Origin of the sequence: Mucilaginibacter sp. R-33 (assembly GCF_049949235.1) — a bacterium.
Taxonomy (GTDB): domain Bacteria; phylum Bacteroidota; class Bacteroidia; order Sphingobacteriales; family Sphingobacteriaceae; genus Mucilaginibacter.
Genome location: NZ_CP188089.1, coordinates 511,083 through 529,287, shown reverse-complemented (window position 1 = coordinate 529,287; position 18,205 = coordinate 511,083). Strand labels below are relative to the sequence as shown.

Genomic DNA, 18,205 nt, shown 5'->3' with positions numbered 1-18,205 from the left:
TTACTATTTACCATTTCATTTCGCCCGTATTTACCTTTGCTCCAATTTGAAGCGCTACATCAAAACGAAGATCTGGATAATGGCTCTTTACACCATCAACCAACTCCCCTGATGTTTTATTTGCTTTCAGGGCTTCTTCGTAAAATAAAAGGTAGTTTTTAGTGTGGGACACTGACGCAGTATCGAAAGCGGAATACTGATCAGTATGGGCAGGAATTACAATAGATGGTGCCAGAGCAGTAATCTTATCCAGGATAGCGATCCATTTACCTCGGGCATCGGGCGTTTGTGCGTCGGCTGTCCATAGGTTGAAATTGCTGCCAAAAATATTAATGCCTCCTATTACAGCTTTTACGGAAGGGATCCATACAAAAGATCTCGAAGGGAACTCTTCAAGTCCGTATATTTCAATTTTTTCGTCCTCCAATTCAAATGAACCATCCTTTAGCAATTGCGGCAATACCACATTTTTGGTAAGGGCATTGCCAAGACGGCCTCCCCAAACGTCAAGCTTTTTTTGCGAGGTTGCTTTAATATGTTCAATGGTTGTATCATTTGCGTAAACTGTAACCTCAGGAAAGTAGCGTTTGAAGATCTCCAATCCGAAATAGAAGTCGGGATCGGCATAACTGATATAAATTAACGATAATTTCTTACCCGAGTTTTTGATATGCTCCGCAACAACTTCCGCCTCGGCCAGGGTAAACTGGGCATCGACGAGTATTGCTTCCGTCTTCCCCGAAATAATTGTTGACGTTACGCCAAAACTGGTTTCCGCTGCTATAAATACATCAAGTGTAAGATTGCCTGATTGAAATTGTTTAAATTGCTGTGCCTGCGCTTCCATAGTTAAAAACCTTTTGTTAAACCTTGTTGATTAATAGATTAAACAAAGGTACCCATGGCTCAAACGAAAAACATTGAACAAGTTCAACAAACGCAAAAAGATAGTTACTTCTCCTTTGCCAGTTTATTACGGATTTTGCTCAAAAACTCATGACTAATCCCCAGGTATGCCGCTATTTGCCTGTTGGATAACCGGTTGTATAAATCCGGATACTTTGCTAAAAAATCCTGGTATCGTTTATCGGCCGTTTTACTCAAATTATCGATCATCCTGCGCTGCAAGGCTACATGCGTTTTCTGCGTCATGATACGGAACAGCTTTTCAATGGCCGGGAAATGCTCATAAGCGAGGTCCTTATTTTTCCGGGAAATGACCAGGACTTCACTATCTTCCAAAGCTTCAATAAATAAATTTGACGGTTTTTGGTTAGAAAAACTGTCTATATCAGCAATCCACCAATCTTCGGGCGCAAAATAAAGAACTTGCTCAACACCGTTTGCGTCCACATGGTAAACACGGAAAAGTCCTTTCAGCACAAAACCTTCATGGGCACAAATTTGTCCTTCTGATAGAAAATGGCTTTTTTTCTTAAACAACCGGGGTTCAAAAAGATCATGAAACTGTTGCAGTTGATCTTCGCTGAGCGAAACGTGCCTGGCGATGTTATTACGCAGTAGTTGGTTCATAGAATATAATTAATAACACAGCACAGGAGAAAGCTAAGTCAAGCATATCATATGACAACCTTTATACACCTGATATTTACTTTTCCATCTTCAAATACGTTTCTTAAATTAACAAATTTTCTATTAATTTACAGATGATACGGTTTGATTTTTATAAAAATAAATATCGTAAAGAGCTGCTTATCGACTGCTTTAATGTAGCGAAAATAGCAGATCGAAGTTTATCATTGCAGGAGTTGCACGCAGCTTCCTTGTAGTCTCCAGAAAAAGACAGGCCCTCCTGTTGAAGCGGAAGGACCTGTCTTTTAATTTATTATCTTAAGCCGATTTCCCTTAATCAGCAAGCTCAATCCTAAAACCTGATACCTTCCAGTCAGGTAGGTTCACAGGCTTTTTGATAACAAGTGCATCCGCTTCCTGCTGCCATTGTATTTTTTCTTTACTGCCCAAAAGTTTCACGGAGCGTATTTTTTTGATGTTTATTGCCGACGATTTACCCAGCGATTTGATTCGAATATCTGAAGTGGGCGTATCAAGTAAAAAAGCATATAACTTGTTGCCATTGCAGGTGAAACGGATATCTTCTGCCGTGTATTTCATCCGGTCTTCATTAAAGTTGTCGGTTTTAACTTTTACTGCGTTTCCCGGGCGTTCTCCAAATATTTTCCACGGTCGTGATCCGTAGATCCCTTCACCGTTGGCGGCAGTCCACTTACCTATCTCATCAAGTGTATTCAACATATCGGGCTCTAAATCTCCCTCCGGTGTTTGCACAATATTTATTAGCAGGTTCCCATTTTTACTTACTATGTCTACCAGCATCCGTATAATATCGGTACCGCTTTTGTAGGTTTGGCCGGTACGATAAAACCAATCGCCTATAGAAGTATCCGTTTGCCATGGATACGGGCTGATGGAATCCTGAACGCCTCGTTCAAGGTCCTGCACCCACATACCCTGCGAAGGCTGTTTGCAGTTATACACGGCAGTAAGTTGGCCATTGTTGTAGGCCATATTTCCGTTGTAAAAATTAGCTAACATGTTCCTGCCAATATCCCCAAACGGAAATCCGCTATCTGAGTAAAGCAGATCAGGATGATAAGTGTCCACCAGTTCCTTGACGGACTTATACCACGTGCGCTGCCATTCCGCGTCCTTAGTTAACCAGCCGCGGTCATCTGCTTTCGCTTTGGGATGATATAAATCGGCATAAGCTGGATCATTCGCATCATATGGAACACCCTTATAAGCGCCTGAGGTGTCGGCACTATGTGCGGGTTGGTACCAGGTATAGCTTGCTCCCAAATGCTCCGAAACACCAAATTTAAGGCCATTCTTTTTGGCCTCCGTTTGCCAAATACCCACTACATCTCTATGGGGTCCCATTTGCACAGCATTCCACCGGTGCAGTGAAGAATTCCATAAAAAGAAATTATCATGATGAGTCCCCATGCTTACAAAGTATTTTGCCCCGGCTTTTTTATATAGCGCCATCAATTTCGCCGGATCCCATTTTTCAGCCTTCCATAATGGTATGATGTCTTTATAACCAAACTTTGACGGGTGCCCGTAATGCGCAACGTGATATTTATTTTGTTCGCTGCCCTGAATATACATGTTACGGGCATACCAATCACCCTGGCGGGGCACGGCTTGCGGTCCCCAATGCGCCCAAATACCAAACTTGGCATCTCTGAACCACACAGGATATTGGTATTGTTTAAAAGAAGTATCCGAAGGCTTGAACGGGCCGTTGTTAACGGACAGCTCTTGTCCGTACAGCATCAGCGACATCCCGGGCAGGACGAAGCTAAGTGCGAAAATCTTTTTAAGGGTAGTTATCATTAGTCAGGTATTTATAGGTAGTTGGAAAAATCTATCGCAGTTGATTTTAATGCAACTTGTTTTTTCATGTCATAAATTGGAATGCAGGCCGCACATTGCGATACATTCCTGCAAGTAATCTCGATTTATCGGTATCCAGTGTCATCTATTTTAAATTACTTTAGTGTCCGACCGTTTTTATGATGATAGACGTGTAGGAGAATCTCTCGGAACTAACGGTAAGCTTAATATCGCCGGCATTATGAGTGCTCTTGATTACCACCATGGCCCGGCCATGCCAGGCTTTGCGCGAATTGCCTGTATATAGGTCGGTGTCCTTGACATTCGCATTATCCACTCCGGCTATTACACCAGGCCCTTCAATTTTAAATTGAAGTCGATCTGATGCGTTTGGTTGTAGTACGCCATCCTTATCAGTGATTTCAATTGAAACATAGGATAGGTCCTGCCCATTCGGCAATAGCTGCTTACGGTCGGCAATGAGCCTGACCTTAGCAGCGGAGCCTGAAGTTTGCAGCGTAGTTGATTCGATTTCTTTATCATTTTCAACACCCACTGCTTTGAGGGTCCCTGGCGTATAGGGTACTGAGAAAGTAGCTTTAAATTCCTGATTTACTGTTGTAGGCTTCTCCTCAAGAAGTTTGTCATTGAAGTAAAGCCTTACTTTGGGATATTTTGAATATACGTCTACGTCTAATTTTCTGCCCTCAAAGCCTGGCCATGTCCAGCTTTCCCAGGTAGGCCATACCGACCACCAGGTTTCTTTGATTTCCAGTGGTTCGGGCTTTGGCTCGCGGACAGCCATGTACAACTTTTCCTTATCGTTGTACAACATGCTGCGGTAGTGCGAAATCGGTTTTCTCCATCCGGTTAAATCTATATCTCCGCAATACGCACCATGCCACGGAAAAAAATCATTTTCCCAATGTTCTCCTGGCACATCGCCCGAATAATACCATCGGCCAATTCCCGATTCGCCTAAATAATCTATCGCTGTCCATACAAAATCGCCAATAATATAATTGTTGTTTTGTACCAGCTTCCAATTGGCAAAAGCATCCCGCGGGTATGATTCGGTCTGAAAAATAACACGGGAGGGCACCCTTTTATGATCTGCGGGAGCACCTTGCAGTTGATAATTATAGCCGCAAACATCATGAGCTGCCATAAGCGGATCTAAAGATTCCCAGGCGTTACCCCATTTTACAATCGCGGATGTTACCGGTCGTGTTTTGTCTATACCTTTCACAGTGCCCGCAAGCATTTTAGCGGTCGTAACAGCCTCCGGTTTGTTCCTTTCAACAACCTCATTACCAATACTCCACATAAAAATTGACGGATGGTTCCTGTCGCGAAGCACCATTGTTTCCAGGTCGCGTTTCGACCATTTATCAAAATATACCGAATAGTCGTGTTTGTTTTTACCAACTCTCCAGCCATCGAAAGCCTCATCAATAACTAATAAACCTAACCTATCGCAAGCTTCTAAAAAAGCTTCGGACGGTGGATTATGAGATGTGCGCACGGCGTTAAAACCGGCAGCTTTCATTAACTCAACTTTACGTTCCTCGGCCCGGTCAAAAGCAGCGGCACCAAGGCACCCGTTGTCATGATGAACACATCCGCCGCTAATCTTTACGGTTTTACCATTAAGCTGGAAACCATTTTCCGGCGTGAATTTTATTGAGCGGATGCCAAAAGTGATCTTTGTATCATCTATTTTTTCATTGCCTTTTAATACCTGGATTTGAGCCTGATATAAATAAGGGGTTTCCGGTGTCCATAATAATGGCTTCGATACTTTTATAATTTGAGTAACTTCTTTTTCACTGTGCGCCGGTAACTCTACCTTTGTTGTATTATTTCCCGCATCTTTAAAGCTTCCGGACAGCAACCGGGTGGCAACTGCGATGTGCTGCGGAAAGTCGGTTTCATTTTTTACAGTAGCCTTAACCTGTACAGAAGCTTGTTTTGAAGAAACTTCGGGTGTTGTGATAGCTACTCCCCAATCGGCTATGTGCAAGGGATTGGTAACATCCATCCACACATGACGGTATATCCCGGAACCACTATACCACCTGCTATTTATTTGCTGTGAATTATCCACACGTACGGCTATCACGTTGTCTTTGTTAAAATCCAGGTAAGGCGAAAGATCATACCTAAATGATGAATAACCATAAGGCCGGATACCAAGGGATTTACCATTGATAAAAACCTCGGAGTTCATGTAAACGCCCTCAAAATAAACCGAAACGTTTTTTCCTTTCCACTCAGGGGCTACCTTGAACGTTTTTCTGTACCAGCCAATACCTGCCGGGAAATAACCACCTGCACCTCCTGTTGGATTTTTGAGGCTTACGCTCCCTTCAATGCTCCAATCATGCGGCAAGTCAAGGTTACGCCAGGCATTATCATTAAAATCCCGTAACCGTGCCAACGAATCATCGCCAAGGCTAAATTTCCAATTGTAATCAAACAATTGTTTTCGCCCGGAGCCAACCGAAGATTGGGCAAAACTTAGAACACTATAAGCCAAAAGCGAGATGACTATTGTTATTTTTTTCATAAAAGTAATATCCTTATTTAACTGCAATTTTTGTTTTGAGGATAATATTACGGGATGAATTACCTAATTCAAGAACGTATTCGCCGGCTTCAGTGTTCCAGCCTTTTTTTGCTTCATCATAAAATGCCAGATCTGCAGCTTTCACCTGCATTTCTATTGTCTTTGTTTCGCCAGCCTTTAAAAATATCTTTTTAAAAGCTTTGAGCTCTTTTTCAGGGCGCTGTACCGAACAAACCGGATCATTCACATACAATTGCACAACTTCGGCACCACTTCTTTCACCTGTATTTTTGATCGTAAACTTCGCATGGATTGTTTCGTCTTTTTTATAGCTTGATTTATCTGTAGAAAGCTTGCTGATTGAAAAATCAGTATAGGAAAGGCCATAACCAAATGGGAACAGCGGCACTATATTTTTAGTATCGTACCAGCGATAACCAACCAATATTCCTTCTTTATATTCGGCTGTGAGATTATCGCCTGAATAGGTGTTCAAATTAAATGCCGGTGAATCATTTAACGAAGCAGGAAAGGTAAACGGCAGCTTACCCGATGGGTTTATAGTTCCCTTCAACACATCGGCCAGCGCATTGCCGGCTTCTGAGCCGTTAAACCATGACCAAACAATAGTGTGATTTAACTTCTTGACTTCGTTCAGGTCAAATGGCGCGCCAGCCATTACTACAATAATGGTATTGGGATTAACGGCACTTACGGCGTTAACCAAAGCCTGCTCGCCAAAAGGCAGTTCCAGGCTTTTGCGATCATGGGCTTCACTTTCATATTCACGGTTTGAACCAATACACAAAATGGCAACATCACTGCTCTTTGCAAGCGCTACGGCTTCATTAATCAGGTCCTGATCAGGTTTATTATAGTCACCATTTTGTTCAGCAGTTTTACTCGCCTGGTACTTTGCCCTGTAACCCTGTGCAAACCTGATATCGGCGGTTTTGCCGAACCTTGACTTTATCCCTTCTAATGCGGTAACCTCATATTTTGCTTTTACACCCGCACCATATCCCCCCAAAGCGAAAGTACGTACGGCATTATCCCCTATAACAGCGATGCGTTTGATCTCACTTGTTTTTAAAGGCAATAATTGTTTATCGTTTTTCAACAGAACTATGGATTCTGAGGCAATATCATACGCTGCCTTAGCGTGCTCCAGGGTTGAGATAGATCCCTTCGGATGGTTGGCACTCATGGATGTATGGTATATGAGCCATAAAATCCTGCTCACTTTATCATCAATAGTTTTTACTGAAACCTGCCCGGCTTTAACAGCGGCAAGCAATGGTTTGGCCAAACACCATTGATCATAAGGTCCGCTTGAACCCATTTCAATATCCAGACCGTTGTTTGCGGCTGCGACAGTATGATGCGTGCCTGCCCAATCAGACATAACCACGCCTTTAAACCCCCAGTCTCCTTTTAAAACTTTGTTTAATAAATACCCATTTTCAGAACACCAATAACCATTTAACTTATTATAAGCCGACATAACGGTATAAGCATTGCCCTGCTGAACGGCAGCTTTAAAAGCAGGGAAATAGATTTCCTGTAAAGCCCTTTCATCAACTATTGTATTTACACTATCGCGGTTAAGCTCCTGATTATTGGCGGCAAAATGCTTAATACAGGCCGCCACATGCTGACTTTGAATCCCTTTTACCGATTGAATGGCCAATTGGCTATTTAAATAGGGGTCTTCTGAGTAATATTCATAAGTACGGCCGCAAAGGGGCATCCTACAGATGTTAAACGCAGGCGCAAGCATCACATTTTTTTTACGGGCATTCGCTTCCTCTCCTATCACCACACCGTATTTATTGGCCATTATAGGGTTCCAGGTAGCAGCTATTGCCGAACCATTGGGTAAAAACGTAGCCGAATCGGTTGTCCAGTTAGCCGAAGCCCAGTCAAAACGTTTTATTTCTTCGCGCACGCCTAATGGCCCGTCATCACATGTCAATTCAGGGATACCTAAACGGGGCACACCTGCCGAAGAAAACAAAGCGTTGCCATGCAACATTTCTATTTTCTCTTCAAGTGTCATCTTTTTGATGATGCTATTGATCTTTAATTTCAGGGCTGCCTCATTTTTGTTTTGTGCGGATACGCCACTAAATAAAAAAAGCGCGATAATACAGGTAATTATATATTTCATAAACATTATTTCTTCAAATTCTTTGTTTAACATTATTTATCAGCAGCTGTAATTTCAATAGCCGACTGCTTTAACCCCGGCGAGATTGCCTTTAAAACTATAGTGCCCAGCTGCCCGGTTGACTGGACAATAACCTGGGCATAACCACTAAAAAGTTTTCGCTTATATTGCTCTGCAGAGTAAACCAATTGGATAAGGCCGGGATTAGTATTAACGCTCGCCCAGATGTTTGCTTTAAGCAAGGGGGTAGCTACAATTGCGATGGTATTGTTGCCGGGGTGCAGTAATGAGGCTTCCAGTTTAAATTCGGTGTTCCCATCGCCCGCTTTGATTTCATGCCCTACTTCCTTACCATTAATGTAGATGTTTTGAACTTTGCCGATATTTTTACTAAATAAAGTAGCCGTTGCGGTTGCCACATCAGCAGGCATAGTGAAACCAGCCCTGTAAACTACGGCTTTTACTTTTCGGCCAAATTCATCGTCCCTGGTATCTTTAAAAGCATTTTGCCAGCTACTATCGTCATAATCCGCTGCAACCTCGGCCTTTGCATTTAAATCGTCGACAAATTTCTCTTTGAAAGCGCCTATGTTAACAAGATCGATCCGTTCTAAATATTGATCCTCCTCCAGCGATGTTGCATCGCCGTTGCCCACTCCAATAATTTTACCGGGGCCTGTAATTGAAAAGCTCAGCTCATTTTGGGCGGTTGGCACCCGCAAGTTGTTTTTGTCATCGGCCTGTACGGTAATTATGGCAATATCTTTTTTATCAGCCTTAATCGCTTTGCGGTTGGCTGTTAACTTAACCTGATTTGGCGTAAGCGTAGTTTTAACAATATCATTACCGGCTTTAATGCCTTTTTTGTACCCTACAGCTTCCAGCGTCCCGGGCTCATATTTTACCTGCCATTCGAGGTGTCCGTTCGGCTCCATAGTTTTTTTGCCGAGACTTTTTCTGTTTAGGAATAGCTCCACCTCGTCGCAATTGCTATATGCGCATACTCTTATTTCCTGGCCTTCTTTGCCATGCCAGTTCCAGTGCGGCAACAGGTGCACCACTGTCTCGTTCGTCCACCATGATTTTAAATAATAGTAATCGTCCTTTGGAAAACCACAGGCATCAACCATCCCAAAATATGCCCCCACTGACGGCCATCCAAACGGCGTTGGTTCTCCCCGGTAATCAAAACCGGTCCAGATGAACATGCCGGCCAGGTACGGACGCGAGGCATAATGTTTCCAGCCTTGTTCCAGGCTATAAAAAAAATCGTTTTGTTTTCTGTCGTATGCCACAAGCTGATGCTTGTCCATATCATCCTCGTAAATCCCCCTCGAGGCAACTGTCGAGCCCTCTTCCGTACCCCAGCTAAACTGATTAGGGTATTTTTTATGCTGCTCATCAGTGTTTTTGGTGGCGACGTAGTTATAGCCTAACACATCTATCACTGTTGATATCCCTGAGCCGATACCGCCGCTTATAGCCGCCGTAATATAACGCGTTGAATCAACCGATTTGGCAAAAGCCTGCATAGTGGCTGCTATCCGCGCCCCGGTAATGTTACCTTCAATGCCCCATTCTTCATTTCCTATCGACCAACTGATGATGCTGGGATGGTTACGGTCGCGCAGGATCATCCTTTTCAGGTCATTTAGTTGAGTGGATGCCACACCCATTAAGCGGTTTTCATCGATAACCAGCATCCCTAACCTGTCGCACGCGTCAAGTAATTCGGGCGTTGGCGGGTTATGCGAACAGCGATAGGCATTACAGCCCATGCCTTTTAAAGTCCTGATCCTGAAATCCTGTAAAGCATCGGGCATTGCTGCACCAACGCCGGCATGGTCCTGATGATTGTTTGTTCCCTGTATTTTTACGTGTTTGCCATTTAGAAAAAAGCCCTCGTTAGCGTCAAACCTTATGGTTCGGATCCCGAAAGTTGTTACGTAACTGTCTATGATACTTCCATTCTCTTCAACTGTAGTAATCAGCTTATGCAAATAGGGTGTTTCTAATGACCAGAGTTTTGGATTGCTAACCGTCAAAATATTTTTAATATCCTGCGATGCGAAAGGCTTCAACGTAAGCCCGGTAGTCGTTTTCGTCGCAAGGGCTTTGCCACTATCATCAATAATTGTTTGAGTTATATTAAAACTTCTTGTTTTTTTGTCGTCATTGTTGATGGTAGCCGTTGCCGTAACATCGGCCACATTGCTTTTTACCGCTGTAGTAACGAACGTTCCATCGGGCACGATGTGAACCTGGTTTGTTTTGTTAAGCCACACATGGCGATAGATGCCCGCGCCTTCATAAAACCAACCTTCTTCCATAGTTACATCCGCACGTACGGCTATAACGTTGTTGCCGGCATAGTTTAAATATTCTGAAATATTATATTCAAAGCGATTATAGCCGCTGGGTTCGGTGCCTAAGTAATGTCCGTTTACCCAAACCATACTATTTCGGAAAACGCCATCAAACGCTATGGATATACGCTTACCAAGGTCGGAAGCCGGTATAGCAAAGGTTTTGCGGTACCAGCCCACGCTTGCCTCGGGGAAGTTACGGCCAATAGCTTTCGATCCGTGACTGAAACTGCCTTTCGGGCTAAATGGCTGTTCAACTGCCCAATCATGCGGAAGGTCGATCTTACGCCAGCCCCTGTCGTCAAATTCTGCCGATGCGGCGCCATCGCCATAACCAGTTTTGGCCAAATAGGAGAACCCGCCGGTCCCGTTATAAAAATCTTTAGAAACATCGTATGCATGCCCCAAAGCAAAGCGCCAGTCATTATCAATAGATAAATGTTCGCGTTTTGAAGCTATTTCAGGGGATTGGGCTATAGTTTTCCCTGTAGCGAACACTAAAATCAAAAAATACAAAAAGTAGGTTGGTTTCATTTTTTTAAACAAGGTTTGGTATGAGACGCTTGCATGGCAATCAGCGGATTTATTATCATTGCAAAAATTGTTAATTGGCCCCTGCTATAAGGGCATTAATTGTGCGTTGATCAAGTACTTTATTATTTCGTCTGTCCAGGGCAATACCTATATCCCAAAAAAATGGCTTAAGGCCGTTGGCTATAGCTTGTTGGGTTGTAAACTTTATCCAATAATCTACAGCATCATTGTGTACCGCGAAATCTTTAGGGGCAGTTCGTCTGTAAGCGCCATATTCTCCCATCACAACAGGAATTCCTTTATCAACGAATTTTGTTTTCATGAGTTGGAATGTGCTCTTAACCTCAGCCTCTTCTCCATAAGTTGGGTTTCTCGCAGAATCCGATAATGAGTGGTGTCCGTTCCCCCAATAATAAAACATGCGGCCCCATGGTTCATCTTTTTCCATAAGGCAAAAATTAAAGGGAGAATAATAATGTACCTCAACCATTAGCCGGCCTGCCACCTGATCGGTTGGCAGGGATGTCATAAAATGACTTGTTTTTTCCATGTTAGTAGATGGGCCCTGCAGTACCAATACACGGTAGGCGTTTTTACCACCGGTTGACCTAACCGCGTTAATAAAAGTTTGATGATAGGTAGCAAGTATTGCTGCTGCCGCGGCATCATCTGCAGCCGGCTCATTAGCGCTGGCAAACATCACATGTTCGTCAAAATCGCGCATTGCTGTTGCAATTTGTTCCCAAAACGCTTTTTGTTTAGCGTTAACAGAATCCTGTTTAGCCGGAGTGCAATTATTCTCAAGCCAACCACCATCCCAGTGAATATTGAGCAACACATACATATCGTTTTTCACACAATATTGTACTACCTGTTTTACGCGTTTTAACCAGGCATCCTGTATTTTGGCAGTTTTTTTATCTGAATATTGATCCCAGGCACAAGGGATACGAATGGCATTAAACCCGCTGCGCTTAACCAATTTAATATAATCCTCTGTAATTAAAGGATTGCCCCAGCCGGTTTCGCCGCCGGGCGCTTCCATTGTGTTGCCGATGTTCCAGCCCAATTTGATGTTTGCTGCCTGTTGCACAGCAGTGTTATCCATTCCCGTTTTATCGGGAGCTTTGGGTGATATATTGTATGACGGATAAATTGTGCTGACAACGGCTGTGTCATTTATTATTTTTTTAGGAACATAACAAAAAGCGGCCTTGAGCGGCGAAGCAATCGAAAAAATAGCAGCAGTACACCAAAGTATACGTTTTAACATCATAGTAAATTAAGCAGGTTTGAAAATTGGCTTAAGCAATGCCAAACTTTAATTGCGTTTTACAATAAAGAAACATTGAATTACGCTGCTAATCTAAATGCCGGGGTGCAATCGATTGTTCACAAATGGGGACACAAATGTTAAAACCACATACTGTGCTTATTTACAGCATGTTAAAGTAGATTCACACCTAATAATCGGTCATAACTGAAACAGATGTTGTACTAAATTTAACAAAAAGACCCCAAAAGCATCAAGTTAAACCAATAGCAAAATCAGGTAAATCGTTTTAAAAAATAATAAATGCGATTTCGCACACAACTAAAGCTAAACCAGCCCTCTTCTTTGGAAAGGATTTAGGTGAGGCCATAAGCGGCAAATTTTAAAAGCGATTTCCTTACGGTAAAACCGGCTGAAGGCTTATAAAACGCTATTTGTTCTTGTTGCTGACATACGCAGATGGAAGGCAATTAAATTCGGCCTTAAAGCATCGTACGAAGTACTTTTGGCTTTTAAAGCCTACTTTGTAAGAGATCTGTGATATAGTTAATTGTGAATTCTCAAGCAACTGTGCGGCACGTTTGAGGCGGATGGTACGGATCAGATCTACGGGAGATTTTCCTGTTAAAGCCAACGCTCTTTTGTACAGGGTTACGCGGCTCACAAATAATTCGCTGCTCAATTCCTCTACCGAGAATTCGGCATTGTCAATGTTTTTTTCGATTATTTGTACCGCTTTTTTTATAAACGCTTCATCAAGTGATTCGGTTTCTACTTCAGTTGGGGTAACGTCAAGCTGCTTTTGATAAGTTTTACGCATATCTTGCTGCATGGCCAATATGTTCTTTAATTTAGAAGTCAGAATCTCGAAATTAAAAGGCTTGGTCAGGTAATCATTGGCGCCGGTTTCAAGCCCTTCCAATTGCTGTTCTTCATCTGTAACAGCCGTAAGCAACACAACCGGTATATGTGATGTACGTTTATCGTTTCGTATTTTCCGACATAAATCAATGCCATTCATCTCCGGCATGCTGATATCGCTGACTACCAGGTTAGGGTGAAGGGCCAGGGTTTTTTGCCATCCTTCCTTTCCATTAGCAGCCTCGATAATGTTGAAAGTCTCATTTAAATTGTCTTTCAAATAAAAACGGAAATCCTCATTATCTTCAACCAGTAAAACAGAAAGCTTTTTTATTGAATTGCTGCCTCCCGCCTGCACCCAATCGGGGTTTTCGGATACTGCTGTCCGGGGGAAATCAGGTTCATTTATCGATACTTCTTCCTCTGTCACTAAATCAACAGGTAAAAGTATAGTAAAATAGCTGCCTTGTCCGGGTTCACTTTGCACTGATATTTCACCGTTGTGCAGCTTTACAAATTCTTTGGTTATTGACAGCCCTATACCACTACCCTGGTTAACCATGGATCCTGGCACCTCGTTTTGAAAAAAGCGTTCAAAAATTCTATCCTGCTTATCTAACGGAATTCCAATACCCGTATCAATAACCTTTATCTCAAGCTGTCGCTCTTCAGGCGCTTTTTCAACCATCGCCAATAAAACACTTATATGCCCGCCATCGGGTGTAAACTTAAAAGCATTGGAAAGCAGGTTGAAAATGATGCGTTCGATTTTATCGTGGTCAAAGTTGATAATCAGGTTTTGAATTTCCGAATCGAATACCAGCCTGATATGTTTTTTCTCAGCAACATCCGAAAACGAGTAAACCATTTCCTTAATAAAATTGATAATATCTCCGCTCCGTGCATGCAGCCTAAGTTCCTGCACCTCCATTTTCCTGAAATCAAGCAACTGATTTACCATATTTAGTAACCGTTTAGCATTGCGGTTAATTAATTGCAACTGATTTCTCTGCTCTTCGGCCTCGGTTTGCTTTAAAATCTTATCAACAGGTGCCATGATCAATGATAAAGGGGTCCGGAATTCATGGCTTACATTGGTGAAGAACTTAATTTTCATCATATCAAGTTCATGCATACGCCTGGCCTCCTGCCGCTCATTTTCAATTAACAATTTAGCCTCGCGTTTCTCCTTTTCGATTTCAAACTGCCTTCTTATTTTTTGAATTCCGCGTCGGCGCACGAAAAACAGGATCCCCAATAAAAGTAATATATAAATAAAATAAGCTATTGTCGATTTCCAGAACGGGGGCAATACCTTAATTTTTAATGTGATATAATCAGGGTCCCACCGCCCTTCCTGGCTAACCGCCCGTACTTTAAAAGTATAATTACCGCCATCAAGGTTGGTGTAGGTGGCTTTTCTCGTAGCATTATCGGCATCAATCCAATCCTTATCAAAGCCTTCCAACATATACTGATGTTTTACTTTGTTGGGATTAAAGAAATTAAGTGCGGCAAACTCAATGGTAAATACGTTCTCACTATGTGTTAGTGTCAGTTGGCGGGTTGCCGAAATAGCTTTTGACAATACAACATGTCCGTTAACTTCCTCATTGGCTTTGATACTTTTATTATACAGAAAGAAATCAGTAAAAGTTAGTTTGGGCTTGTTGATATTGGCATGTATGGCTAACGGGTCGAAAATATTGAAACCATGCCCGCCGCCAAATATGAGTTCGCCCTTGCGGGTTTTGAGCCCTGCCTGGTCATTAAATTCCCGGCCTTGCAAACCATCCGTTTCATCAAAATTCTCAAACCTGAAAGCGTAAGGAGCCTTTTGGGCAATAAGCGTTACCCTGCTTAAACCATTAGCAGTGCTCAACCACATCCTTCCTTTATTATCCTCCAATATTTGTAATATGGCATTATCTGGTAACCCGTTTTGCTTGGTTAACGATGTGAACTTATTGGTTTCGGGGTTAAGTATGCTTAATCCGTAGCGCGTAGCTATCCAGATCAAGCCATGCCTGTCCTGGTTAATGCAGTTGATGGTATTACTGATTAAACTGTTAGGATCATCTTTATTTATACTGTAATGCATAAACCTGCCTGTATTTTTTAAAATCACATCGATACCAAAGTATCCTCCAACCCAAATATTGCCTTTGCGGTCTTCAAACAGAGCAGAAACGTAAAGACACCTGATATCTGTTTGTTTAAAGGGAGGGGAAAATTTCTTTTTTTCTCTGTCAAATATCTGGAGTCCGGCTGCAAATGTCCCTATCCATAACTTATGCGATGAATCTTCGAAAATACTCATCACCCGGTTATCGGCAAGGCTCCCGACTATCTTATCGTCATGTTTATAGTGGGTAAACGTTTTTCCGTCAAAGCAGTCCAGGCCGCCAAAATATGTCCCTATCCACAATTTTTGATCATGATCGATACATAAACTGACAATAATATCATTGCTGAGACTGTTTGCATTTTCTGGTTCATACTTATATTGCTTAAAACTGCCGGTTTCACGGTTAAAATAAATTAAGCCTCCCCCGTTTGTACCAATCCAAATGTTCCCATTTTTATCTTCAACAAACTTGTTAGCATCTTCGAAACCCAAACTTTTAGGGTCTGAAGCGAAGTGCCTGTATAATGGGAACCGGATAATATTTTTGTGATAATAGCTTACACCTTCTTTAAAGGTGCCTGCCCACATAATACCCGAATCGTCTTTATAAAGGTTGATAACGCTGTTTTGACTTAATGATTTGGCATCATCTTCCCTGTTCAATAAATAGGTAAATGTGAAAGTTTTTTTATCTAACAAATTTATACCGCCGTGGTCGGTTGCTATCCATATCAGGCCGTCATCGGCCTGGATAATGTTGCTGATGATATTAGATTTTAATTTGAGCCCCGAAGGTTCGTTAGCGATAGGCCTGAACGCCCTGCTTGATGGACTGTAATAATACGCGTTGGCGTAAAAACCGGGGGTGTAAAACCATAAATCGTTGTCCTTATCAACAGTAATGGCGTAATATGCATCTTTACTATTAACAGTTTTATTAAAAATATCTGTACGGTAGGAAATTTTATTTTGACTGATATCAAACTTTTCAACCATTCCGTTACGGTATACCAACCAAAGGTTGCCGGCAGCATCCTGAGTTATGTCTGAAATGAGATTTGAATATAATGATACGCCTGAACGGTCGTGATAATACCGACGGGTTGTTTTGTTGACTTCATTATACTTGTAAAGACCGGAATCCGGGCACAAAAGCCAAAACTCGTCCTTACCGCCGTGAATTATTTTAGATACGTTAGGATATCCAGGAACCTTTAACGAGCGCGTCATTAATGACATATCACTGTCAAACTGTTCCGTTTCCGGATCATAAAAACAATATCCTCCGCGGGTTGACACCCATAATTTTTTGCCGGGTCCTTCAAAAATACCGCTTACAAAATCATCACTAAGCGACTTTTTATTATTAGCATCATGTTTGAATATTTTAAAACTATACCCATCATAACGGTTAAGGCCCGATGCAGTACCAAACCACATAAAACCTTCAGAATCTTTAAAAATGCAGTTAACCTGGTTGTGAGACAAGCCATTGCTTCTGTTGAGCTGCGAAAACTGGTATTTGCCATTTTGCGCAAAAGCAACACGAAACGTCAACAACAATATAAGCACGCTTAGTGATAATTTATATCTCATAGCTTAGGAGTATTCATAAAAATAATCAATAAAAGACAGTGTTTGGTAAATATCAAATTTTAATATGCAAAGCAAGCCTATTAATGCCGGGTATTAATGCAAAGTTTTGAGATATTCCTTCTTTATATTGGTTGATTCAAACCTACAGTAAGCCGCCATCTAAAAACTTAATTAAAATGGACTTTTTGTTGTAAAAATCCGACTTTACTATATTTAAGATATTCATATGCATTTAGGAATATCAATGCAATTTGCATATTTGTGATTCAGATGATCAAAAGAAATTTAAAACATACTTTCTCGCTCCTCAACGTTGACTATGTGAAGCTTAACTGTAAATGGAATTACAGGAATGTGATCAGTCCTTACTATCGCATTTATTATATAGATGATGGAGAAGGTGAAATATCAGATGCAGCCAGCTTGCTAAAACTTGAACCGGGTTATCTATACATAGTTCCAAGTTTCACGCTATGTAACTTAGGGTGCAGTGATTATCTGGGCCAGTATTTTGTTCAGTTTTTTGAGGATTCGATAGATGGAAGTTCGCTTTTCGCTAACCACAGGGTTATATTGAAAACAAGGGCCACCGAAATGGATATCAACCTTTTTAACAGGCTGCTTGAAATTAACCCGGGGAGAGGAATTAACCGGTCAGACAATCCTAAGGTGTATGAAAAAGATATCTACTATAAGGAATATCAGGAACTTAATAATCAACAAAACATTTCCGTGTACCTGGAAACCCAGGGTATCCTGATGATGTTAACCGCAAAATTCCTTAACCCACAATTATTTAAACATCCAGAACATAAATCAATACCCGTTAAAATTGCAGAAACCTTAAATTATATCCTTGTTAATTTACACATGGATCTAACTGTGAACCTGCTGGCTTCCCGGGCAAATCAAAATGTCGATTATTTTTCAAGGCAGTTTAAGCAGCACACAGGAACCAGGCCGTTGAATTATATAAATGAAAAACGAATTGAACGCGCACAATATCTGATGGCAACAAGCAGAATGGCTTACTCAGAGATCTGCACACAAACCGGGTTTGATAACCTTTCTTATTTTTCCAAAACTTTCAAAAAGCTAACTGGTATGTCGCCCAGCGAATATAAAAAACAGATGTACCAGGTTGGCTTCAATCATTAGTATCCATATGCTTATCATTGTCGCTTTTTTCACTAATAATGCTGCAACTTGAGGATGGCATGGTCTGAAACAGCCAATGATTTCATTTTTTTAAATCCCATTCCCAAGTCTTCCTTCACTACGCATTCTGACATGGCGTAAACAAGCGCTTTATTTCCATTATTAAGTAATT

Annotated in this window: 9 protein-coding genes; 1 reads left to right on the top strand and 8 read right to left on the bottom strand. The window is 41.7% G+C overall.

Annotation, left to right across the window (positions count from 1 at the left end):
* Positions 1–7: 7 nt before the first annotated feature.
* From ACP26M_RS02490 to ACP26M_RS02455, 8 genes are all read right to left on the bottom strand, one after another.
* The gene (locus tag ACP26M_RS02490; RefSeq protein ID WP_426585848.1) at positions 8–847 is read right to left on the bottom strand and encodes an MBL fold metallo-hydrolase; all 840 of its coding nucleotides are present in this window, start codon (positions 845–847) and stop codon (positions 8–10) included.
* Positions 848–951: 104 nt separating this feature from the next.
* Positions 952–1,533 (bottom strand): Crp/Fnr family transcriptional regulator, encoded by a 582-nt coding sequence (locus ACP26M_RS02485; protein WP_373613049.1) that lies wholly within the window; start codon positions 1,531–1,533, stop codon positions 952–954.
* A 333-nt stretch (positions 1,534–1,866) separates the two neighbouring features.
* Positions 1,867–3,378, bottom strand: coding sequence for an alpha-L-fucosidase (locus ACP26M_RS02480; RefSeq protein ID WP_426585845.1), 1,512 nt, complete (start codon positions 3,376–3,378; stop codon positions 1,867–1,869).
* 160 nt (positions 3,379–3,538) lie between these two features.
* Positions 3,539–5,947: a glycoside hydrolase family 2 TIM barrel-domain containing protein gene (locus ACP26M_RS02475; protein ID WP_426585843.1), complete on the bottom strand. Its 2,409-nt coding sequence runs from the start codon at positions 5,945–5,947 to the stop codon at positions 3,539–3,541.
* 13 nt (positions 5,948–5,960) lie between these two features.
* Positions 5,961–8,117: a glycoside hydrolase family 3 C-terminal domain-containing protein gene (locus ACP26M_RS02470; RefSeq protein WP_426585841.1), complete on the bottom strand. Its 2,157-nt coding sequence runs from the start codon at positions 8,115–8,117 to the stop codon at positions 5,961–5,963.
* A gap of 32 nt (positions 8,118–8,149) precedes the next feature.
* Positions 8,150–11,017, bottom strand: coding sequence for a beta-galactosidase GalA (gene galA, locus ACP26M_RS02465; protein WP_426585839.1), 2,868 nt, complete (start codon positions 11,015–11,017; stop codon positions 8,150–8,152).
* A gap of 70 nt (positions 11,018–11,087) precedes the next feature.
* The gene (locus tag ACP26M_RS02460; protein ID WP_426585837.1) at positions 11,088–12,293 is read right to left on the bottom strand and encodes a glycoside hydrolase family 5 protein; all 1,206 of its coding nucleotides are present in this window, start codon (positions 12,291–12,293) and stop codon (positions 11,088–11,090) included.
* Between the two features lie 427 nt (positions 12,294–12,720).
* Positions 12,721–16,875 (bottom strand): hybrid sensor histidine kinase/response regulator transcription factor, encoded by a 4,155-nt coding sequence (locus ACP26M_RS02455; protein ID WP_426585834.1) that lies wholly within the window; start codon positions 16,873–16,875, stop codon positions 12,721–12,723.
* A 270-nt stretch (positions 16,876–17,145) separates the two neighbouring features.
* Here ACP26M_RS02455 and ACP26M_RS02450 point away from each other — a divergent pair, with 270 nt between their 5' ends.
* On the top strand, positions 17,146–18,033 hold the full coding sequence (locus ACP26M_RS02450; protein WP_426585832.1) for a helix-turn-helix domain-containing protein: 888 nt from the start codon (positions 17,146–17,148) through the stop codon (positions 18,031–18,033).
* Positions 18,034–18,205 lie beyond the last annotated feature (172 nt).